This is a genomic window from Janthinobacterium sp. SUN033 (assembly GCF_030397595.1).
Classification (GTDB): Bacteria; Pseudomonadota; Gammaproteobacteria; order Burkholderiales; family Burkholderiaceae_D; genus Janthinobacterium; species Janthinobacterium kumbetense.
The window spans coordinates 358,788-380,434 of record NZ_JAPQNV010000002.1; the positions used below are offsets into that span (position 1 = coordinate 358,788).

At 64.8% G+C, this 21,647-nt stretch carries 18 protein-coding genes; 7 read left to right on the forward strand and 11 right to left on the reverse strand.

The genetic code is table 11. The features are described 5' to 3' along the window. Positions 1-84: 84 nt before the first annotated feature. From OX460_RS10220 to OX460_RS10230, 3 genes are all read right to left on the reverse strand, one after another. On the reverse strand, positions 85-693 hold the full coding sequence (locus OX460_RS10220) for a chemotaxis protein CheB (protein WP_099666975.1): 609 nt from the start codon (positions 691-693) through the stop codon (positions 85-87). A 1-nt stretch (position 694) separates the two neighbouring features. Continuing rightward, positions 695-1,528 (reverse strand): CheR family methyltransferase, encoded by an 834-nt coding sequence (locus OX460_RS10225; RefSeq protein ID WP_034783398.1) that lies wholly within the window; start codon positions 1,526-1,528, stop codon positions 695-697. 130 nt (positions 1,529-1,658) lie between these two features. Then, complete coding sequence (locus OX460_RS10230; RefSeq protein WP_289898576.1) at positions 1,659-2,645, reverse strand: aldo/keto reductase; 987 nt, start codon at positions 2,643-2,645, stop codon at positions 1,659-1,661. An 89-nt stretch (positions 2,646-2,734) separates the two neighbouring features. Here OX460_RS10230 and OX460_RS10235 point away from each other — a divergent pair, with 89 nt between their 5' ends. Beyond that, on the forward strand, positions 2,735-3,625 hold the full coding sequence (locus tag OX460_RS10235; RefSeq protein ID WP_289898577.1) for a LysR family transcriptional regulator: 891 nt from the start codon (positions 2,735-2,737) through the stop codon (positions 3,623-3,625). A 128-nt stretch (positions 3,626-3,753) separates the two neighbouring features. After that, positions 3,754-4,203: a GAF domain-containing protein gene (locus OX460_RS10240; protein WP_289898890.1), complete on the forward strand. Its 450-nt coding sequence runs from the start codon at positions 3,754-3,756 to the stop codon at positions 4,201-4,203. Here OX460_RS10240 and OX460_RS10245 read toward each other — a convergent pair whose 3' ends face one another. Both OX460_RS10245 and OX460_RS10250 read right to left on the reverse strand, forming a co-directional pair. Then, entirely contained in the window at positions 4,204-4,800 is a 597-nt protein-coding gene (locus OX460_RS10245; RefSeq protein WP_289898578.1) for a class I SAM-dependent methyltransferase, read from the reverse strand. A gap of 38 nt (positions 4,801-4,838) precedes the next feature. Beyond that, the gene (locus OX460_RS10250) at positions 4,839-5,729 is read right to left on the reverse strand and encodes a DMT family transporter (protein WP_289898579.1); all 891 of its coding nucleotides are present in this window, start codon (positions 5,727-5,729) and stop codon (positions 4,839-4,841) included. A gap of 107 nt (positions 5,730-5,836) precedes the next feature. On the opposite strand from OX460_RS10250, the gene OX460_RS10255 reads away from it, so the two are divergent. Further along, a complete protein-coding gene (locus OX460_RS10255; protein ID WP_289898580.1) occupies positions 5,837-6,616 on the forward strand; it encodes a helix-turn-helix transcriptional regulator in 780 nt (259 codons plus the stop codon). 80 nt (positions 6,617-6,696) lie between these two features. Next, positions 6,697-9,159: a hypothetical protein gene (locus tag OX460_RS10260; protein ID WP_289898581.1), complete on the forward strand. Its 2,463-nt coding sequence runs from the start codon at positions 6,697-6,699 to the stop codon at positions 9,157-9,159. On the opposite strand, the gene OX460_RS10265 is transcribed toward OX460_RS10260, so the two are convergent. The 4 genes from OX460_RS10265 to OX460_RS10280 all read right to left on the reverse strand — a co-directional run bounded on the left by OX460_RS10265 (position 9,156) and on the right by OX460_RS10280 (position 11,823). After that, complete coding sequence (locus OX460_RS10265; RefSeq protein ID WP_251350406.1) at positions 9,156-9,803, reverse strand: heme-binding beta-barrel domain-containing protein; 648 nt, start codon at positions 9,801-9,803, stop codon at positions 9,156-9,158. The genes OX460_RS10260 and OX460_RS10265 overlap by 4 nt on opposite strands. 78 nt (positions 9,804-9,881) lie before the next feature. After that, positions 9,882-10,406: a hypothetical protein gene (locus tag OX460_RS10270; protein ID WP_289898582.1), complete on the reverse strand. Its 525-nt coding sequence runs from the start codon at positions 10,404-10,406 to the stop codon at positions 9,882-9,884. Positions 10,407-10,408: 2 nt separating this feature from the next. Beyond that, a complete protein-coding gene (gene map, locus OX460_RS10275) occupies positions 10,409-11,212 on the reverse strand; it encodes a type I methionyl aminopeptidase (RefSeq protein WP_251350404.1) in 804 nt (267 codons plus the stop codon). A 14-nt stretch (positions 11,213-11,226) separates the two neighbouring features. Continuing rightward, positions 11,227-11,823, reverse strand: coding sequence for a TetR/AcrR family transcriptional regulator (locus tag OX460_RS10280; RefSeq protein ID WP_034783384.1), 597 nt, complete (start codon positions 11,821-11,823; stop codon positions 11,227-11,229). A gap of 123 nt (positions 11,824-11,946) precedes the next feature. Between OX460_RS10280 and OX460_RS10285 the strand changes: the two genes are divergently transcribed. Continuing rightward, complete coding sequence (locus OX460_RS10285; RefSeq protein WP_289898583.1) at positions 11,947-13,461, forward strand: AMP nucleosidase; 1,515 nt, start codon at positions 11,947-11,949, stop codon at positions 13,459-13,461. Positions 13,462-13,505: 44 nt separating this feature from the next. Here the strand turns inward: OX460_RS10285 and OX460_RS10290 are convergent, their stop codons facing one another. Both OX460_RS10290 and OX460_RS10295 read right to left on the reverse strand, forming a co-directional pair. Further along, complete coding sequence (locus tag OX460_RS10290) at positions 13,506-13,976, reverse strand: DUF1854 domain-containing protein (RefSeq protein ID WP_099666965.1); 471 nt, start codon at positions 13,974-13,976, stop codon at positions 13,506-13,508. Positions 13,977-13,978: 2 nt separating this feature from the next. Then, positions 13,979-16,249, reverse strand: coding sequence for an ABC transporter ATP-binding protein (locus OX460_RS10295; protein WP_251350402.1), 2,271 nt, complete (start codon positions 16,247-16,249; stop codon positions 13,979-13,981). A 512-nt stretch (positions 16,250-16,761) separates the two neighbouring features. Here OX460_RS10295 and cphA (OX460_RS10300) point away from each other — a divergent pair. Next, positions 16,762-18,939: a cyanophycin synthetase gene (gene cphA / locus OX460_RS10300; RefSeq protein WP_289898584.1), complete on the forward strand. Its 2,178-nt coding sequence runs from the start codon at positions 16,762-16,764 to the stop codon at positions 18,937-18,939. A gap of 70 nt (positions 18,940-19,009) precedes the next feature. Beyond that, positions 19,010-21,580 carry a cyanophycin synthetase gene (gene cphA / locus OX460_RS10305; protein ID WP_289898585.1) on the forward strand — a complete coding sequence of 857 codons (2,571 nt, stop codon included), beginning with the start codon at positions 19,010-19,012 and terminating at the stop codon, positions 21,578-21,580. The last annotated feature ends 67 nt before the right edge of the window (positions 21,581-21,647 follow it).

Consider the following 21,647-nt stretch of genomic DNA (forward strand, 5'->3'; position numbering starts at 1 on the left):
ACGGCAAGATGCCATCGTGTTTCGATATGGACATAAACATTGTTTCAATTCTCACATATATTACACGCACTACACCATTCCCATTCACTTGTGTTCACCATCGCCGAGCAAGGCCAGGCTGGCAGCCATCTGCGGCAAATCGAGCACGCGGTCGGCGCCGGCCCGCTTGAGCGCGGCGGCCGGCATGATGCCACAACTGGCCAACTGCGGGTCTTGCACCCAGGCACTACCACCCAGCTGCCGCACGCGCGCCAGGCCCGCCGCGCCGTCGGCCGAGGCGCCCGTCAGGATGATGGCCAGCATGGCGCGCCGGTAGGCGTACGCGGCTGTTTCCAGCAAGACATCGATGGACGGGCGCGAAAAATACACGGGCGCTTCCTGCGACAGGGAAAAGCTGCCATCGGGTTCGACTTGCAAATGGTAATCGGGCGGCGCGAAATACACGGTGCCGCCCTGCAAGGGTTCCTTGTCCTGCGCTTCGCGCAAGGGCAGCTGGCAACGTTCCGCATACAGCTGCGGCAACTGGCTCGAACGGCCCGGCGCCAGGTGCAGCACCACCACCACGGCCGCGCGGCAGGTGGCGGGCAAGGCGCGCAGCACGATGCCCAGCGCTTCCACGCCGCCGGCGGAGGCACCGATGGCGATCAGGCGCAGGCCGGCGGGCGGCGGCGCGACGTCGCAGGTCGGCAACATGTCAGGCACGCTGGAAGATGCGTTCAGCCGGGCTCAGCTCGTTGAAGCTGGCCGCATGGCGGCTGAAATGCAGGCTTTCCTTCATGCCCAGCCCCAGGAAGCCCCGGTTCACCAGCGCTTCGTGGAACAGGCCCAGGCTGCGGTCTTGCAAGTCTTTATTGAAATAAATCATGACGTTACGGCAGGAAACCATGTGCACCTCCGAAAACACGCTGTCCGTCGCCAGGCTGTGGTCGGCGAAGACGAACTGGCGCCGCAAGCGCCGCTCAAAGATGGCGCCCTTGTAGGCAGCCGTGTAATAGTCGGACAGCGAGCGCTTGCCGCCCGCCAACTGGTAATTCTCGCTGAACTGGGCGATGCGCTCGATCGGATAGATACCCGCTTCGGCGGCGGCCAGCGCTTCCACGTTGATATCGGTCGCGTAAATCATGCTACGTTCAAGCAAGCCTTCCTCTTCCAGCAAGATGGCCAGCGACCACACCTCTTCGCCGCTGCTGCAGCCGGCCACCCAGATCTTGATGGAAGGATAGGTGTGCAGGATGGGCACGACTTTTTCGCGCAAGGCGCGGAAATACGCGGGATCGCGGAACATCTCGCTCACTTGCACCGTGAAAAACTGCAGCATCTGCGCGAACATGGCCGGCTCGTGCAAGATGCGGTCCTGCAATTGCGACAGGCTGGCGCAGCCGAAGCGCTCCATGGCCTGACGCATGCGCCGGCGCAGCGACGCCACCGAATAATCGCGGAAATCGTGCTGATACCTCAACAAGATTCCCTCAAGCAACAATTTCAGTTCTATATCGAAAATATCGTCATCTAACAACATCCACCTCATCGGATACCTGACCGTTGAACACGGTGCAACGCACACCATGCAGTCACTGCCAAATGCTAGCAGATCGCCGGCGATTATCCCGCAAGGAAAGTGTCAGTTAGGTACGCTGGCGTACACTGCGCCATCTTTTTCAGGCATCCACGCCCTTCATGCCTTCCTCCGTATAACGCGCGCCCGCCGCCATGCCCAAGGGAAAGGCGGCATTCATCGCCGCCAGTTCCGCGCCGTCCAGCCGCACGGCCAGCGCGCCCAGGTTGTCGTGCAAATACGCGATGCGCTTGGTGCCGGGGATGGGAATGAGGTCGTCGCCTTGCGCCAGCAGCCAGGCCAGCGCCAGCTGGGCCGGCGTGCAGCCTTTTGCGCGCGCGAGGTCCCGGACCTGCGCGACGATGGCCTGGTTGCGCGCCAGGCTGTCGGATGAAAAACGGGGATTGAACTGGCGGAAATCCCCCGCGTCGAGACTGGCCGCATCGGCGATGGCGCCCGTCAGGAAACCGCGCCCCAGCGGGCTGTAGGCAAAGAAGCTGGCGCCCACGTCGCGGCAGGCGGCCAGCACGCCCTGCTCCGGTTCGCGCGTCCACAGCGAGTATTCGCTCTGCACGGCCGCCACGGGGCAAAGCGCCACCGCGCGCCGCAAGGTGGCGGCGCTCACTTCGCACAGGCCCACGGCGCGAATTTTTCCTGCTTGCAGCAGCTGCGCCAGCGCACCCATCGATTCCTCCAGCGGCGTCTCCAGGTTCAGGCGGTGCAGGTAGAACAGGTCGATGGCCTCCACGCCCAGGCGCGCCAGCGACGCTTCGCACGCCTGGCGGATGGTGGCGGGGGAATTGTCGACGCGGCGCGCATAACTGCCCGCCTCGCGCGCCAGGCCGCACTTGGTGGCGACCAGGGCCTGGCCGCGATGGTTGCTCAGAAAACGTCCCAGCAATTGCTCGTTGTGGCCGAAACCGTAGGCGTCGGCCGTGTCGAACAGGGTCACGCCTGCCGTCAGGGCCGCTTCCAGGGTGGCCAGCGATTGCGCCTCGTCCGTGGCACCATAAAATTCCGACATGCCCATGCAGCCCAGGCCCAGTGCCGAGCTGGTCAAACCGCTATTGCCGATGCGTCGTTGTTGCATGCTGCTCTCCTCACGTGTTGACTCGATGCAGCCAGTCTAGGCCGTGCCGGCCGGCGGGGGAATGGGCGATTTCGTGATACCTTTCTGGTATGAGAGCCCTCGATACCCATGCCTTGAGCCTGTTTTGCGCCGTCGCCCGCTGCCTGAACTTCCGCCAGGCGGCGGAGCAATTGCACATGACCCAGCCGCCCCTGTCGCGCGCCATCAAGGCGCTGGAAGAGCGGCTGGGCGCGCGATTGTTCGAACGCGACACGCAGGGCGTGGCCCTGACGCAGGCGGGGCATACCTTGCTGCCGCAGGCGCTGCACATCCTCGATTTGCTTGATATTGCGCAAACGTCGTTGCGGCAAGACAGCGCGCCCGCGCGCCTGCGCCTGGGCTTGACCAGTTCCGTGGCGGCCGGCCTGTTCCGGCCCTTGCTGGCGGCGCTGGAAGGACAACTGGGCAGTATCCGCCTGGAACTGACGTCCGCCCCCTCGCCGCGCCTGGTGGCCGGCGTGCGCAAGGGCCAGCTCGATGCAGCCCTGCTGGCCTTGCCCAGCGCCACCTTCGAGCTGGCCGTGCAGCCGCTGGCGCACCAGCCCATGATGCTGGCCCTGCCCGCCGGGCACCGGCTGGCGCAAAGGCGCAAGCTCAGCCTGTTGGATATCGCCCAGGAATCCGTCTACTGGTTCGAGCGGGCGCGCCAGCCCGCCTTCTTCGACCATTGCCAGGTAGTTTTCCGCCGGCATGGTTTCGCGCCGATTTTCCTGCGCGAAGCGCCCGACCACCATGTGCTGCTCGGCGACGTGGCTGCCGGCAAGGGCATGGCGCTGCTGGCCGACTCGTTCCGCGCGCTGCGCCTGGCTGGCGTGGTCTACCGGCCATTGGTGGAAGGCGAGGAATTGGCGGCCGGCATCGGCCTGGCCTGGCGGGAAGAGCACGGCCATGCGGCCCTGCCCCTGCTGCGCCAGCTGGCGCAAGAACATTTGAAAAAGTGAAGGCCGCGCGCGGATGCGCCAGACGCGCTACCATGGCGCCTTCCCCATTTTTCAGCGCCACCACGACCATGACGTTTACCATCAGCGACGCCGCCTACGGCACCGATACCCCCGCAGCCAAGCACGCCATGTATGCGGACCTGCGCTCGCAGCTGCAAGGCTTGCTGGCCGGCGAGAGCGATTTTATCGCCAATACGGCCAACTTCAGTTCGCTGGTCTTCAACACGATGCCGGGCCTCAACTGGGCCGGCTTTTACTTCCTGAAAGGCGAGGAACTGGTGCTGGGACCGTTCCAAGGCAAGCCAGCCTGCATCCGCATCAAGAAGGGCCGCGGCGTGTGCGGCACCACGGTGGTCGAAGGCAAGTCCATCGTCGTGCAGGATGTGCACGCGTTTCCTGGCCACATCGCCTGCGACGTCAATTCCCGCTCGGAACTGGTGGTGCCCGTGTTTGCGCAGGGTCAAATCATCGGCGTGTTCGACCTCGACAGCCCCTTGCCCGGCCGCTTCGACGACGTCGACGCGCAAGGCGTCGAATCGCTGGTGCGCGTGCTGGAAGCGGCTATCGTTGCCGAATAATCAGTTGCCCGCCTTGACGGCGATGAATTCGCCCTTGCCGACCGTCGCCAGGCACGCCGTGTAGCGGCTGTCGGCGCGGATGGCGTCGATAAAACCGGCCATGTCCGCGTAATGCGAACTGGCATTGTCGACCACCAGCACGCCGCCGGCCGCCAGCACGCGGTCCAGCTGCGGCCACCAGGACTGATATTGCTGGCGCGCGGAATCGAGGAAGATGAAATCGTAGGCGCCGTCAGCCGCATCGCGCAGCACGTCGCCCGCGTCCGCCAGCAACTGGCCAATCACGCCTTGCAGTTGCGCGCGCACAAAGTTGGCATGCGCCATGTCGAACTTGTCCTGCGCCTTTTCCACCGTCACCACGCTGCCGCCAAGCGGCTGTACCGCGCGCGCCAGCCACAGGGTGGAATAGCCGTTCGAGGTGCCGATTTCCAGCACCCGCCGCGCACCGCGCGCGTGCACCAGCACGGCCAGCAATTCACCCGTGTCGCGCGTGATATTGAGCATGCGGCTGGCACGCTCCGTATGCGCCGCATCATTGGTGTTACCGAATGCTTCCAGTTCGCTTAACAGGGTATCGAGGGTATCGATGCTGTGCATGCCGTCTCCTTGTGCAAAACATCAGCATAGCAAAAATACTACGCTTGTGCGCGCTTCAATGGGCGTTTCAGGTACTGCACCATCACCACGCCCAGCAGGGTCACGCCGCCGCCAATCACATCGTAGCTGTGCAAGGTTTCACCGAGGAACAGCATGGCGATGATCACCGTGAACACGGGCAGCAGATTCATCAAAGTCGTGGCGCGGCTCGGGCCCAGCTTGGCCAGTCCATGCATCCACAAGAACGGCGCGACGATGGACGCGGGGATGCCGGCGAACAGCACCAGCGGCAAGCCGGCGCCGGTGACGGGCGGCGCGGACTGGCTCAGGTAATACACGAATAGCACGGGCACGGCGCACCACACCTGGATCAGCAGGGAGTGCCAGTTATTCAGCGGAATCTTCCAGCGCTTGAGCAGCACGCCATAGCCCGCATACGACAGGCACGCCAGCAGCATCAGGGCGTCGCCCACGGCCGCGCCATGGGCGATCAGGGCGGCCGGGTCGCCATGGCTAAGCAAGTAGCCGAGTCCCAGCAAGGACACGAAGCCGCCAAACACGCCGCCCACGGTAGGCGCCTCGCCTAGCAGCAAGACGGACAGGCCCACGGCCAGCAGCGGCATCAGCGAAGCGAGGATGCCCATGTTGGTGGCCGTCGTCGTTTGCGCCGCGATGTAGGCGAGGCATTGGTACATGACCATGCCCAACATGCCCAGCACAAACAGTTTCCCAAGATATGGTTTCACCACGACACGCTGCTTCCACACGGCGCGGCCAAACACGAGCGCCAGCAGCACGCCGGCCAGCAGCCAGCGGTAAAACGAGATGGCGGCCGGATCGATCACGCCCACGGCCATCTTGCTGACGATGGTATTGATGGCCCAGATCAGCACGGCGATCACGGGAAACAGATAATGCTTGGCTTTCATGCAGGAACTCCACTATTCAACGAGCACCATTTTCGCATGGTCCGATTCCATGGATATAATGCATATCGGACAAACGATGCAAAGAACAGGACAAAACAGGAGATCCGATGGCCAGCAACCAGCACTTTCCCGCCGTTTCCGACGCCCTGCCCTATCCCGTGTACTTTCGCCTCGACGACTATCACGCGCACCAGCAATTCGATTACCAGAGCCATCCGTGGGGCCAGCTCACGTATTGTTCCACGGGCGTGATGGAAATCATGGTGGCAGGCCAGCGCTACCTGTCGCCGCCCCAGTACGCCGTGTGGATACCTCCCGAGACCTTGCACGATGGCTATATCCGCCAGGACGTCGTGTTTCACTCCGCGTATATCGATGCCAGCCTGTGCGCGCAGTTGCCGGCGCAGCCGTGCGCGCTGGTATTGAGTCCCCTGCTCAAGGCCATCCTCGGCGACTTTGCCGAACGGGGCGTCACCACGCCCGCCACGGCCGCCGACCAGCGCCTGGCGCAAGTACTGGTCGACCAGTTGCAGCTGGCGCCGTGCAGCCGCAACTATTTGCCCGGCAGCGACGAACCCGTCATCGCGGCGCTGCTGGCCGCCCTGCAGCTTGATCCCGGCAGTAACCGCTCACTGGCCGAGTGGGCCGCGCAATTGCATGTGACCGAGCGCACGCTGGCCCGGCGCTGCCAGCGCGAACTGGGCATGCCGTTCGGCGAATGGCGCCAGCGCCAGCGCTTCCTGGCCGCCCTGCCCCTGCTGGAACAGGGAGCGACCGTGCAGGCGATCGCGCTGGAACTGGGCTACAGCACGGCCTCGGCCTTCATCGCCATGTTCCGCCGTCAAGGCGGCGGCACGCCGGACCAGTTCCGCCGCGGCCTGCGCTGAAAAAGGGAGCCAGGGGTAGCCGCCTTGTCATATGGGGATGCTAAAATTCAAACATCTTTCCAGAGAGCAAAAGGACGCGCATGAACCCCAGCACCGACACGGCCACCGATACCCAAGGCAGCGAGGACATGCCCCAGGCATCAGCAACGGCCGTGACGGCGCCTGCGCCCATCAAGCTCGACAAGGAAGACATGCCCACCGTGCTGGGCAAACTGCGCACCCTGGTGCAGGACAAGACGCGCTTCGAGCCGCACGACATCACGCCGCTGGGCGAGGAAGACGTGCTGCAGGATTTTTCCCTGCAAGCCAATTACGCGCTCGAGGCGCGCTTCGAGCAGCGCGTCATCAATGGCTATTTCGCGCCGGCGGGCAATGACTGCCACTGTGGCTCGCACGAAGTGGGAGCACTCGCTCACGCGCAGGAAAAGGAGCGGCTGCGCCGCGCGGCGGGCAAGCTCGACAATGCCTTGCGCCAGGCGGGCCATGCCTACAACGGCGTCGAGGCGGGCGTCTACCTGCCGCACGCCGTCAAGTACTGGCACCTCGATACCTGCAGCAACTGTTCCGGCAAAGGCCGCATCGGCTGCCACACCTGTTATGGCGCGACGACGGAAACGTGCTGGAATTGCCACGGCGGGCGCACCGTCAGCTGCGACGCCTATGGCTGCTACGGCAGCGGCAAGGTGTCGTGCTCGTATTGCAGCGGCAGCGGCACGGTGTCCGAGCAAGTCACCGATTACGTCACGGTGCAAGTGCCCACTACCACCTACAGCAACGGCAGCTCGCACACCAGCTACCACAGCGAAACGCGCACGCAATACCGCACCGAATATCGCTCTTGCTACCATTGCAGCTTCGGCAAGGTCAGCTGCAACACGTGCCACGGTTCCGGCAACATCAATTGCGGCACCTGCCGCGCCAGCGGCAAGGTTACGTGCCGCACGTGCAGCGGCGTGGGCGACTTGCGCTGCAACCCCTGCGACGGTTCCGGCAAGGTGGGCAAGGCGGCCTGGGTCGACGTGCACGTGGCGCCCGGCTACAGCGTCAGCCTGCCCAAGCAGGCGCCGGACGACGCGCGCCGCATCCGCGACAAGGAGAGCGTGCACTCACTGGCGGCCATCGCCAGCAGCCTGGCCCTGGCGAAAGTGAGCATTTACAATGAAGACCAGCCGCAGGAAGTCGACGCCCTGTATGGCGGCAAGCTGCGCATCGTGCGCCTGGATGCATCGTGCAACGCGGAAAAACATCACCTGGTGGCGTACGGCACGGACTTGCGCTGGCTGACGCTCGATGACATCGTGGAAAAGCTGCTGCGCGGCGACCTCAAGGCACTCAGCGATGCGCTGGCCGGCAGCGCCGACGACGGCCTGTTCTCGGCCCACGTCCAGGGTTTATTGACGCCGCTGCGCGACGTGGCCGCCTCGGAACTGAATGCGGACGTGATCGAGTCCGTCCTCAGCGGCGACGCGGACCACGCGCACGTCGACGTCGTTTCCGCCGACTATGCGCAGAACGTGCGCACCTGCGTGCTGGGCGCCTTGCGCCAGGTCTACACGCGGCTGGCCAAGCAATTCTGGTGGAAAAGCGCGCTGGCTGCGCTGGCCGCCGCCATCGCCGCCTGGTTCTTCGCCGGCCGCGGTGCCGCCGCCGTGGCCGGACTGCTCGTCACGGGCGCCGGTTACTGGCTGTTCAACCGCAAGGTCAAGACGGTACTCAGCGAGGCGCTGGGCGGCGAACGGCAGGCCGAACGGGCCATGGGCATCGCCGGCAAGGGCCGCCGCAACCAGCTGGCGCAAGTGCTGATCCTCGCCCCCGCCAGCCTGGCCGTGCTGGCCGCCAGCTACGGCTTGCCCGTGCGCGTGCGCCCGGTTTCCGCGCCACAGCAAACGGCCATGGCGTCGGCGCCCGTCGCGCCCCATGCGCCGGCCGCCGTGCCGCAGGACGCGAGCAGCGCCAAGGCCGTCAAGCTGTATGAAAATGGCGACAAGGCGCAGGCGCTGGCCATGCTGGAAAGCCTGGTCGGCAAGGGCGACGCGGGCGCGTATGGCCTGTACGGCTGGATGCTGCTGATGGGCGAAGGCAAGCCTGGCCCTATCACCGCGCCAACGGCGCAGCAGCGCGAAGCGCGCCAGGTGGCCGCCAAGCCCCTGATCGGCAAGGGACTGGTGAAGAACGACAGCTATGCGCTGACGGCGAAGGGCGTGATGCTGGCCGAAGGCTGGCAGGAGCCGCGCAACATGGCGCGCGGCCTGGACCTGCTGAAACAGGCCGCGAACAAGGGCAATGCGCAAGCCATGCACTTATTGGGCCTGTACCACGTGCGCGGCTACCAGATTCCCGTCAACCACAAGGAAGCGCGCAAATGGTTCACCCTGGCCGCCGACAAGGGCAGCGCGGGCGACATCTACAACCTGGGCCTGATGGACTGGGAAGGCGCGGGCCTGAAACGCCCCGACCGCGCCAGCGCCATGCAGCGCTGGAAGATCGCCGCCGCCATGGGCGAGGAGCGCGCGGTCAAGGCGGTGGCGCAAGGAAAACCTTAGGCGGCTGCCGCCAGCGCCTGCAGGGCCATCGGGTTCGGCGTCGGCTCGCCGACCTTGGTCAGCAGGTTGCGGTCCGTGTGGTGGAACGGCTCGTCCTTGCCGCGGATCAACATGACCGTGTCCTCGTCGTAGCCCCAGGTGCCATCGGCGTGGATATCGACCTTGATGCGGTATTCGACGGTGGTGAATGCGTGTTCGAGGAAGGGGTTCGAGCAGATGCCGTACGCCGTCGAATCGCGCTTGGCCACCAGTTCGAAACTGGTGGCGTCCGCCGTCGTCGTGCCGGACGCCATGGCGATCTGGCCGCGCGGGATGGCCAGGGTCTGGATCACGGCGCCCGTGGCCGGTTCCCACAGCCAGTAGCCCACCTGCTCATGATACGTTTTGACCTGATCCGGCTTGGTGATGTGGATGTAGTAGCGCAAGCCGTAGAACAGTTGCGGGCCATTGGTGACGGGGTCGATCGGCTGCAGTTCGATGCGCTCGACGAATGCCTGCTTGCGCGGGCCGTCGGCTTTCGGCTTGACGTCCAGGCCGCGCGTGCCCGTCCAGATGCCGGCCATGCCGGTCAGGGGACCGAGGTTGTTCAGGGTGTGCACGTCGGCGGACGGCTCGGTGTAGATATCTTCGGGAAAATCGCTCATGCGGAAGTCTTCAAAATGGGGCAACAGTGCTTGCCGCCATTGTAAGACGCGCGCCCGCCGGCGGCAAAGCGCCAGCCGTCAGGGAAACTGCGTAGTGTGGCGCTCGATGAACAGCAGGGCCGAGGCAGCCAGCGCCGGGCGCCGCGTTTCAAACACGTCTGCATCGCGCGCTTGCAGCAGGTTGGCGGCCACCTCGGGCAAGTCCAGTGCACCGCCGATGAACGCCGCCACCGCGTCGATATTCGCGTACAGGGCGCTGTCGAAGCCTTCCCAGTCCGCATAGGCCAGCCACTCGGCCAGCATCACCACGCCGGCGACGGGCGGCGCCAGGGCCGCGATGCGCTCCAGGCGCAGCACGCTGTCGCTGCGGATATCTTCGTGCTGCAGCACGGCCAGCGCCACGTGCTGCAGCGCGTCTTCCGGATCGCGCCGGTACTTGTTCAGCAGGCGCTGCGTGAGCGTAAAACGTTCGATGTCGATGCCGCGCAGCGCGGCCGCCACGTCGTCGTCATGCAGCGCCAGGTGGCGCGCCGCGCAAGCGACATCCACGCCCGCTTTCGCGGCGACGATATCGGTGAGCTGCCGCCGGCGCGCGTCATCCATGCTTACACCAGCGGGTCGGTCGAGCCGGTCAGGGTGAAAATCTCGAAACCCGTTTCCGTCACGGCCAGCGAGTGCTCGAACTGCGCCGACAGCGAACGGTCTTTCGTCACCGTCGTCCATTTGTCGGGCAAGACCTTGACCTGGTAGCTGCCCACGTTGAGCATCGGTTCGATCGTGAAGATCATGCCCGGTTCCAGCACGATGCCCGTGCCGGCGCGGCCATAGTGCAGCACTTGCGGCGTGTCGTGGAAGACCTGGCCCACGCCATGGCCGCAGAAGTCGCGCACGGAGGAAAAGCCCTGCGCCTTGGCCACCGCCTCGATGGCGGCGCCCACGTCGCCCAGGGTGGCGCCTGGACGCACGGTGCGGATGCCGGCCATCATGGCCTCATACGCCGTGTTGACGAGGCGGTTGGCCAGGATGGAGACGGCGCCCACCTTGAAGGTGCGGCTGGTGTCGCCGAACCAGCCGTTGAATTTTGGCGTCACGTCGATATTGAGGATGTCGCCCACTTTCAGGATCTTGGTCTCGGACGGGATGCCGTGCGTGACCACGTGATTGACGGAGATGCAGCTGGCGTGCTTGTAGCCGTGGTAATCGATGGTGCCGGGGATGGCGCCGGCGGCGCGCATGAATTCCTCGCACAGGGCGTCAAGCTTGGCCGTCGAGACGCCCGGTTTCACGAAGGGCGCGATGTAGTCGAGCGTGTCGGCGGCGATGCCGCCGGCCGCGCGCATGCCGATGAAGCCTTCTTCGTCGTGCAGGGGGATTTTCTTGCCGTGTTCAAGCTGGGTGGAATAGCGCATGGTTTTCTTCTTGGTTAGTGTGTGGTGTGGGCGGCCCAGCCGCGCACGGCGTCGTGCGAGGCGCGCAGCATGGCGTCGACGCTGGCGGGGATCGGCCGCTCCTGGGTCAGGTAAGGCTTGACGACGGCCACGGGGGCGTCGATCAGCACGAATTTGAGCAGCATGTGATCCAGGTCAAGCTCCGTGGTGGCGGGCATGGCTTCGGCGCAGCGGACAAAGCAGGCATCGAGTGCCGCCTGCTCCTCTTCGACGGCGGCCAGCAATTCCTCGCTGAGGCCACTGCTGAAATCGGGGCTGTCCGCGCATTGCAGCAGGAAGCGCGCATACACGGGCTTGCGCCGGCACCAGTCCAGCAAGCCGTGCACGCCGGCCCACGTATCGCCGCCCAGCCAGCGGCTGGCCACTTCCTCGCGGAAGTCGCTTTTCACGCGCAGCCAGGCGCGCGCCAGGATGGCGTTGCGCGAATCGAAGCGGTGATACACGGAGCCGATGGGCGCACCGGCCTTCACGGCGATGGCGGCCATCGAGACGGCGCCCACGCCGCACTGGGCGGCGACGGCAATCGCGCTGTCGATGAAGTTGTTTTCGTTGAATTTGGCTAGTCTGACCATTCAAATAGAATACAGATTCTATTTGAATCCGTCAAGCGGCCCCGTTCGCTGAAAAACGCGTCCAACGCGACTTGCCTTGCTGCCTTACAATGGTATGCACGAACCGCTACAAGGAGAATCCGCTTGCTTACGCCCCCCTTCATCGCCTCCTCCCGCTTCGATGATCCACGCCTGGCTTTGGCCCAAGTGCAAGCCATTTACCGCAGCAGCATCGAACACTTGCGCGATGCGCTGCAGCGCTTTGTCGCCGGCGAAGACATGCACGAGCGCGTGCGCGCCTGCTACCCCTTCGTGCGCATCCAGACGGACACCGTGGCGCGCGCCGACTCGCCGCTGGCCTACGGCTTCGTCGCCGGCCCCGGCGTGTTCGAGACCACCCTGACGCGCCCCGACCTGTTCGGCGACTATTACCTCGACCAGTTCACGCTGCTGCTGAAAAACCATAACAGCGGCCAGAAGGTGCACCTGGAAGTGGGCGTGAGCGCCCAGCCCATCCCCGTGCATTTCTCGTTCGCCGAGCATGACCATATCGAAGGCAATATGGATGCGGGCCGCCGCCTGGCCATGCGCGACCTGTTCGACCTGCCCGACCTGTCGGCCATGGACGACGGCATCGCCAACGGCACGCACGAACCGGCGCATGGCGAAGCGCAGCCGCTGTCGCTGTTCACGGGGCCGCGCGTGGATTACTCGCTGCAGCGCCTGCGCCACTACAGCGGCACCTCGCCGCAGCATTTCCAGAATTTCGTCCTGTTTACCAATTACCAGTTCTACATCGACGAATTCATCCGCCTGGGCCACGCCCTGATGGACCGCGCGCCCGACGCCGCCGCGCCCTCGGACGACGACGGCTACATCGCCTTCGTCGAACCGGGCAACGTGGTCACGCGCCGGGTGGGACAGACGGTGGAAAGCGAGGATGCGCTGGGCGCCGCCCCGCTGCGCCTGCCGCAGATGCCCGCCTACCACCTGCTGCGCGCGGACGGCAGCGGCATCACCATGGTCAATATCGGCGTGGGACCGGCGAATGCGAAGACAATCACCGACCATATCGCCGTGCTGCGCCCGCACGCCTGGCTGATGCTGGGCCATTGCGCCGGCCTGCGCACCACGCAAAGCCTGGGCGACTACGTGCTGGCGCATGCGTACGTGCGCGAAGACCATGTGCTCGACGAAGACTTGCCGCTGTGGGTACCGATCCCGCCCCTGGCGGAAATCCAGCAGGCGCTGCAAACGGCGGTGGCGGAAATCACCCAGCTGACAGGGCATGATCTGAAACACATCATGCGCACGGGGACCGTGGCCAGCACGGACAACCGCAACTGGGAACTGCTGCCGCAGCGTACGCCGGAGCGCCGTTTCAGCCAGAGCCGCGCCATCGCGCTGGACATGGAAAGCGCGACGATCGCCGCCAACGGCTTCCGCTTCCGCGTCCCGTACGGCACCCTGCTGTGCGTGAGCGACAAGCCGCTGCACGGCGAAATCAAGCTGCCCGGCATGGCCAACCACTTCTACCGCGAACGCGTCGACCAGCACCTGCGCATCGGTATCCGCGCCGTGGAACTGCTGCGCCGCCAGGGCGTGGACCGGCTGCACAGCCGCAAATTGCGCAGCTTTGCGGAAGTGGCCTTCCAATAAAAAAAACGGCGCCTTCAAGGCGCCGTTTTTTATTGTTGCATCGCTTACAGGAAGCGGTCGAGGATCTTGCGCGTCGTCTTGTCGATATTGAACATGTCGCGGATCAAAAAGTGAATGCCGTGGTTATCGGCGATCAAGAGCGACGCGGCGCCGATGCGGCGGATGTCTTCCTCGCCCTTCAGCACGAACTGCGTCTCGCCCCGGTCCGTGTCGACGTACCAGGTGCACGGCGTGGCGAAACTGGAGACGCTTTTCACGCGCGCGATTTCGGGCATGAATTCGCGCCCTTCCAGCTCTTCCTGCAGCAGGCTGCGCGCCGGCTCGGGCAAGGTGTCGACATGGTCGATCCACGCCACTTCCTTGCCATTGCCCAGCACCAGCGAAATGCCTTCGTCGGGCGACTGGATGGGAAAGGCGCGCACGGGCGCCACGCCTTCAAAGACCTGGCCGTCCGCGTCCGTCATCACCAGCTTGCCGAAGGTGTCGCGGTGTAATGTAAAAGTTGTACTGGCCATGCTTATTCCTTGTCATCCAGGGCGAGTTCGTTGTTGCGCGCCTGTGCTTCGTAGAGGCGGAAATAGGCGCCCTCTTTCGCCATCAATTCATCGTGGCTGCCCACTTCGACGACCTGGCCGCGGTCCAGCACCACCAGGCGGTCGGCGCGGTGCAGGGTCGACAGCCTGTGCGCGATGGCGATCGTCGTGCGGCCCTGCACCAGGTTGTCCAGCGCCTTCTGGATTTCTTTTTCCGTTTCCGAGTCTACCGACGATGTGGCTTCATCCATGATCAGGATGCGCGGGTCGATCAGCAGCGCGCGGGCGATGGAGATGCGCTGGCGTTCGCCGCCGGACAGGCCCTGACCACGCTCGCCCACCATCGAATCATAGCCTTGCGGCAGGCGCAGGATGAATTCGTGCGCATGCGCGGCGCGCGCGGCGGCGATGATTTCCTGGCGCGTCGCGTGCGGCTTGCCGTAGGCGATATTTTCCGCGATGGTGCCGAAGAACAGGAACGGCTCCTGCAGCACCAGGCCGATATTGCGGCGGTAGTCGGACACGGCGAACGAGCGGATATCGACGCCGTCGAGCAAGATCGCGCCTTCCGACACATCGTAGAAACGGCAGATCAGGTTGACCAGGGTGCTCTTGCCCGAGCCGCTGTGGCCCACCAGGCCGATCATCTCGCCCGCCTTGATGTTCAGGGTGATGCCGCGGTTGACGGCGCGGTTGCCATAGCGGAAACCGACTTCGCGCAAATCGATGCGTCCTTCGATTTTATCCAGTTTCACCGGTTGCGCCGGCTCCGGCACGCTCGACACGTGGTCGAGGATGTCGAAGATGCGCTTGGCGGCGGACGCCGATTTCTGCGTCACGGAGACGATGCGGCTCATGGAATCGAGGCGGCCATAGAAGCGCGTACTGTAGGCGATGAAGGCGGTCAGCACGCCGACGGTGATTTCGCCGCGCGACAACTGCCAGATGCCGAAGCACCAGATGACCAGCAAGCCCATCTCCGTCAGGAAGGACACGGTGGGCGAGAACAGCGACCAGACCTTGTTCAATTTATCGTTGACGGCCAGATTGTGCGCGTTGGCGTCGCGGAAGCGGGCCGCTTCGCGTTTTTCCTGCGCAAACGCCTTCACCACGCGGATGCCGGGAATCGTATCGGCCAGCACGTTGGTCACTTCGCTCCACACGCGGTCGATCTTTTCAAAGCCCGTGCGCAGGCGGTCGCGCACCAGGTGGATCATCCAGGCGATGAAGGGCAATGGCGCCAGGGTCATGATGGCCAGCCACGGGTTCATCGACCACAAAATGACACCGGTCATGATAATCATCAACACGTCGGACGCGAAATCGAGCAAATGCAGCGACAGGAAGACGCAGATGCGGTCGCTGCCGCTGCCGATGCGCGCCATCAGATCGCCCGTGCGCTTGCCGCCAAAGAATTCCAGCGACAGTTTCATCAGATGTTCATACGTGGCCGAGCGCAAATCGGCGCCCATGCGTTCGGACACCAGGGCCAGCACATACGTCTTGCCCCAGCCCAGCAGCCAGGCCAGCAGGGCCGAACCGAGCAAGCCGCTCATGTAGTACACCACCAGCCACGGGTCGATATGCTTGCCGTTCTGATACGGGATCAGCACATTGTCCATCAGCGGCGCCGTCAGGTAGGGCGGAATCATGTGCGCGGCCGTACTCAGCAGCATCAACAGGAAGCCCAGGGCCAGCTGGCCGCGGTAGGGATGGGCGAAGCGCCACAGGCGGAACAGGGTCCAGGTCGATGGCGGCGTGTACAGCACCTTGGCGCAGATCGGGCATTCTTCCTGCTCCGGCTCCAGCGGGGCCTTGCAGCTAGGACACACTTCCTGCTCCGCTTCCAGCACGGGCTGGCCCGTCAGGTGGCTGTCGAGGCGCTCGACGAACTGTTCCAGCACGCGGATGGCGTGCAGGTTCTGGCCCAGGGTGAAGCGCCACGAAGCCAGGCGGCCGTGGTCGTCGAACAGTTCCAGGTGGCCAACACCGGCGTGGTCGTGGTGCGTCAGGCGCAATCCAGGGCGGAAAGACCAGCTTTTCCAGGCCGTATCGCCCGGCGAACGAGCCAGTAAACGCTTCTCAGTGACAACAATTATGCCTTTTGTGAAACGTAATCGCGCATCGAGGTCAACCTCAACGCTACTTAAAACGTTCTCCCCTGGAGAAAGGTTGCTCTCGACTTCCGCCAGCCAGTGTTCCGGCAGCGAGGTGAGGGGAATAGTTGTTGCAGGAACACTCAGTTCAGTTGTCATCGTAAAGCATACTCCGGCTCGAGGCCAAGCCCTTCAGGGCGGGATTTGGGGGATGGGGCAGACGCCCGATCAATGTTTGTGTACTGCGCGATGGCGAGGTGGATGCACCAGTGGCAATTTCCTGTATTGTATCGAATGGATGCCTGCCGGTAAGGAATGATGGCAAAACGGCGCAAAAAAAATGCGCGGCTGTCGCAGGAAGTGCCAGGCAGGCGCGGCGCTTTTGCAACGCGGCCGCGATACGGAGCAAGTATACAACAGCCCGCTGTTGCGCAAATGCTCCAGCTTAGCCCGGAGTCGGTATCTTTATAACAAGTATGACAACAATTAGTAACAATTAGAATGACAACACCAGCAGAATACGAGAAGCAAACGCGACAAGAGGCCTCTAAAAGTGGCACACTGCGCATACCCGGGATAAAGAACCAAGCACGAGCCTGAAAAGACTCTGTAGAGCCAACATAAAGTATCTGGCGCCCAGACGCCTGGCTTGTTATCAAGAAACCACTTACATGATCAAGAAGAAGAACATCGAATTTGCCCGCGTCACCCACTTGCGCGGCCCCAACATCTGGACTTACCGCCCGGTGATTGAAGCCTGGGTCGACATCGGCGAACTGGAAGACTATCCATCCAATACCCTGCCCGGCCTGTACGAACGCCTGGTGGCGTGGCTCCCCGGCATGATCGAGCACCGCTGCGGCGTGGGCGAACGGGGCGGCTTTTTCGAGCGCCTGCGCGAAGGCACGTGGTCGGCCCACATCCTCGAACACGTGGTACTGGAGCTGCAAAACCTGGCAGGCATGCGCACGGGCTTCGGCCAGACGCGCTCGACCAGCCAGCGCGGCGTCTACAAGATGGCCTTCCGCACGCGCGAAGAGCACGTGGGCCGCGCCGCCCTGGCCGCCGCGCGCGAACTGCTGATGGCCGCCATCAACGATGAAGCCTACGACCTGGAAGCGGCCCTGGCGCCCCTGCGCGACATGGTCGATTCGCGCTGCCTGGGCCCGAGCACGGCCAGCATCGTCGATGCCGCCACAGAGCGCCGCATCCCTTCCTTGCGCCTGAACGACGGCAACCTGGTGCAGCTGGGCCACGGCGCCGCGCAGCGCCGCATCTGGACGGCCGAAACGGACCGCACCAGCGCGATTGCCGAAGGCATCGCCAGCGACAAGGACCTGACCAAATTCCTGCTCAAATCGTGCGGCGTGCGCGTCCCCGAGGGCAGTCTGGTGCGCAGCGCCGAAGCGGCCTGGGAAGAAGCGCAGGACATCGGCGTGCCCGTCGTCGTCAAGCCGTATGACGGCAACCATGGCCGCGGCGTGTCGCTCAACCTGATGACGGAAGCCGACGTGAAGGCAGCCTACGACCTGGCCGCACGCAAGGGCGACAGCTCGGCCGTGCTGGTGGAAAGCTTCATCACGGGCGACGAACACCGTCTGCTCGTCGTCGGCAACAAGCTGATCGCGGCCGCCAAGGGCGAATCGCTGTGGGTCGACGGCGACGGCGTTTCCACCGTGCTGGAACTGGTGAACACGCAGATCAATACCGACCCGCGCCGCGGCGAAGGCGAGGATTTCCCATTGGGTACCGTCAAGCCGCATGAATCGGGCGAAATCGTGCTGGAACTGCAGCGCCAGGGCATGACCGCCCTGTCCGTGCCGCAGGCGGGCCAGAAAGTGCTGATCCAACCGAACGGCAACGTGGCCATCGACGTCACGGACGACGTGCATCCGTCCGTCGTGCATGCGGCCCTGCTGGCCGCGCGCGTGGTTGGCCTGGATATCGCCGGCATCGACCTGGTCACCACCGACATCACGCGTCCGCTGGAAGAACAGCGCGGCGCCATCATCGAAGTCAATGCCAGCCCCGGCCTGCTGGCGCACATCAAGCCGGGCGTAGGCCAGCCCCGCCCTGTCGGCGCGGCCATCGTCGACCACCTGTTCGCCGCCGAGGAAACGGGCCGCATTCCGCTGATCGGCGTGACGGGCACGCGCGGCGCCAGCCTGATCGTGCGCATGCTGTGCAAGCTGCTCAACCTGTCGGGCCTGCACACGGGCGCCGTCTGCAGCGAAGGCATGTACCTGGACCAGCGCCGCGTCGTCAGCAGCGATTGCGTGAACTGGGATGCGGGCCAGCGCCTGCTGCTCAACCGCACCGTGCAGACGGCCCTGTTCGAAAGCAATCCGCGCATGATCCTGGCCGAAGGCCTGGCCTACGACAAGTGCCAGATCGGCGTCGTCACGGACATGGGCAGCCTCGATAGCGTCAAGGAGTTCGACGTGCTGGACGAAGCGGGCCTGTACAAGGCCGTGCGCAGCCAGGTCGACGTGGTGGTGCCGACGGGCGTGGCCGTGCTGAACGCCGCCAACGCGCACGTGCTGGAACTGGCCGAGCTGTGCGACGGCAGCGTGACGCTGTATGCGCAGGATGGCAGCCTGGCCGCCATCGCGGCGCAACTGGCCGCCGGCCAGCGCGCCGTGTTCGTGCGCGGCAACCACATCGTGCTGGCCGAAGGCGGCATCGAAACGGTCCTGCTGTGCCTGGACCTGCTGAAACCGGCCACGGCCGGCAATGTCGACAGCGTGCTGGCCGTCGCGGCCGCCGCCTGGGCCCTGAACCTGCCCGTCGACCTGATTTGCGCAGGTCTGCGCACCTTCGACGCCGCCCCCGGCTGCATCGGCAACTAAGGCAAAGCAGCACTCAAGCCCGGCCAGCACGGCCGGGCCCACAAGAACACAACAGGATTACGGTTTAATTATGGAAGTATCTCGCGTACGGGCCTTGCGGGGCCCTAACCTCTGGAGCCACGACACCGCCGTGGAAGCCATTGTTTCCTGCACCACGCAGGAACTCGACATCGCCCAGCTGCCCGGCTTCGAAGCCCGCCTGCGCGCGCTCTTCCCGCAACTGAGCCCGCTGCAACCGCTGGGCAACTACAACGCCGCGCCGATGGCGCAGGTGCTGGAACTGGCGGCGCTGGGCCTGCAGGCGCAAGCCGGCTGCCCCGTCACCTTCAGCCGCACCACGCCGACCCTGGAAACGGGCATCTTCCAGGTCGTCGTCGAATACTCGGAAGAAGCCGTTGGCCGCCTGGCCCTGGAACTGGCGCAGCAGCTGTGCCAGGCGGCCCTGGCCGATGCGCCGTTCGACCTGGCCGGCGCCCTGCACCAGTTGCAGGAACTCGATGAAGACGTGCGCCTGGGCCCCTCGACGGGCGCCATCGTCAACGCCGCCGTGGCCCGCAACATCCCGTTCCGCCGCCTGACCGAAGGCAGCCTGGTGACGTTCGGCTGGGGCAGCAAGCAGCGCAAGATCCAGGCCGCCGAAATGGACGGCACCAGCGCCATCGCGGAAGCCATCGCGCAAGACAAGGAACTGACGAAAAAACTGCTCGATTCTGCCGGCGTGCCGGTACCGCACGGCCGTGTCGCCATCGATGCGGACGACGCCTGGGCCGCCGCCTGCGAGATCGGCCTGCCCGTCGTCGTCAAGCCGAAGGATGGCAACCAGGGCAAAGGCGTGACCGTCAACGTCACCACGCGCGAACAGCTGACGGCCGGCTTCCTCGCGGCGCAGGAATTCCGCGACGATATCCTCGTCGAGCGCTACCTGCCGGGCCACGATTTCCGCTTGCTCGTCATCGGCAACAAGATGGTGGCGGCGGCCCGCCGCGACCCGCCGCAAGTTGTGGGCGACGGTCAGCACACGGTGCGCGAACTGGTCGACCAGGTCAACCTGGACCCGCGCCGCGGCAGCGGCCACGCCACCTCACTGACGAAAATCCGCTTCGACGACATCGCCCTGGCCAGCCTTGCCAAGCAGGGCTACGTGGCCGAATCCGTGCCGCCCGTGGGCCAGCGCGTGATCTTGCGCAATAACGCCAACCTGTCAACGGGCGGCTCGGCCACCGACGTCACCGTCGACGTGCACCCGGAAGTGGCGGCGCGCGCCGTCGCGGCCGCGCACATGGTGGGCCTGGACATCTGCGGCGTCGACGTCGTCTCCGAAAGCATTTTGAAACCGCTGGAAGAGCAGAACGCCGGTATCGTGGAAGTGAACGCCGCGCCGGGCTTGCGCATGCACCTGGCGCCGTCGTTCGGCAAGCCGCGCCCAGTGGGCGAAGCCATCATCGCCGCCATGTTCGCCGAAGGCGACGATGGCCGCATCCCCGTCGTTGCCGTCACCGGCACCAACGGCAAGACCACCACCGTGCGCCTGATCGCCCACCTGCTGACGGCTTCCGGCCTGCGCACGGGCATGACGAACACGGATGGCGTGTACATCGAAGGGCGCCAGATCGACAGCGGCGACTGCAGCGGCCCGCGCAGCGCGCGCAACGTGCTGCTGCACCCGGACGTGGACGCGGCCGTGTTCGAGACGGCGCGCGGCGGCATGCTGCGCGAAGGCCTGGCCTTCGACCGCTGCCAGGTCGCCGTGGTGACGAATATCGGCGCGGGCGACCACCTGGGCCTGAACTACATCACCACCGTGGAAGACCTGGCGGTCCTGAAACGCGTGATCGTGCAGAACGTGGCCGACAGCGGCGTGGCCGTGCTGAACGCCACCGACCCTGCGGTGGCGCGCATGGCCAAGAATTGCAGTGGCACGGTGACCTTCTTCGCCGCCGACAAGACGCATCCCGTGATGGCCACGCACCGCGCGCAAGGCAACCGCGTGGTGTACGTGGAAGACGGCAAGCTGGTCGCGGCGCAAGGCAACGAGCGCCACGAAATCGCCCTGTCGCAAGTGCCGATCACGCGCAACGGCGCCATCGGCTTCCAGGTCGACAACGTCATGGCGTCGCTGGCCGCCGCCTGGGCCGTGGGCCTGAACTGGAAAACCATCGCGCTGGGCCTGAAAACCTTCGCCAATGAAGCCGACAATGCGCCGGGCCGCTTCAACGTCTTCGATTATAAGGGCGCCACCCTGATCGCCGACTACGGTCACAATCCGGACGCCATCCTGGCGCTGGTGCAGGCCGTGGAAAGCATGCCGGCCAAGCGCCGCTCGGTGGTCATCAGCGGCGCCGGCGACCGCCGCGACGAAGACATCCGCCAGCAGACGGAAATCCTCGGCGCCGCGTTTGACGACGTGCTGCTGTACCAGGACCAGTGCCAGCGCGGCCGCGCCGACGGCGAAGTGGTGGCATTGCTGCGCCAGGGCCTGGACGGCGCCAAGCGCACCAGCCATATCGATGAAATCAACGGCGAATTCGTCGCCATCGACAAGGCCCTGGCACGCCTCGGCGAAGGCGATTTGTGCCTGATCCTGATCGACCAGGTGGAAGAAGCGCTGGCGCACATTGCCAAGCGCGTCGCCGAAGCCTGAGCGCTGTAACAGTGCACACAAGGGCGGCCTGCGGGCCGCCTTTTTTTATCCTCCACCGTCTCCCGCC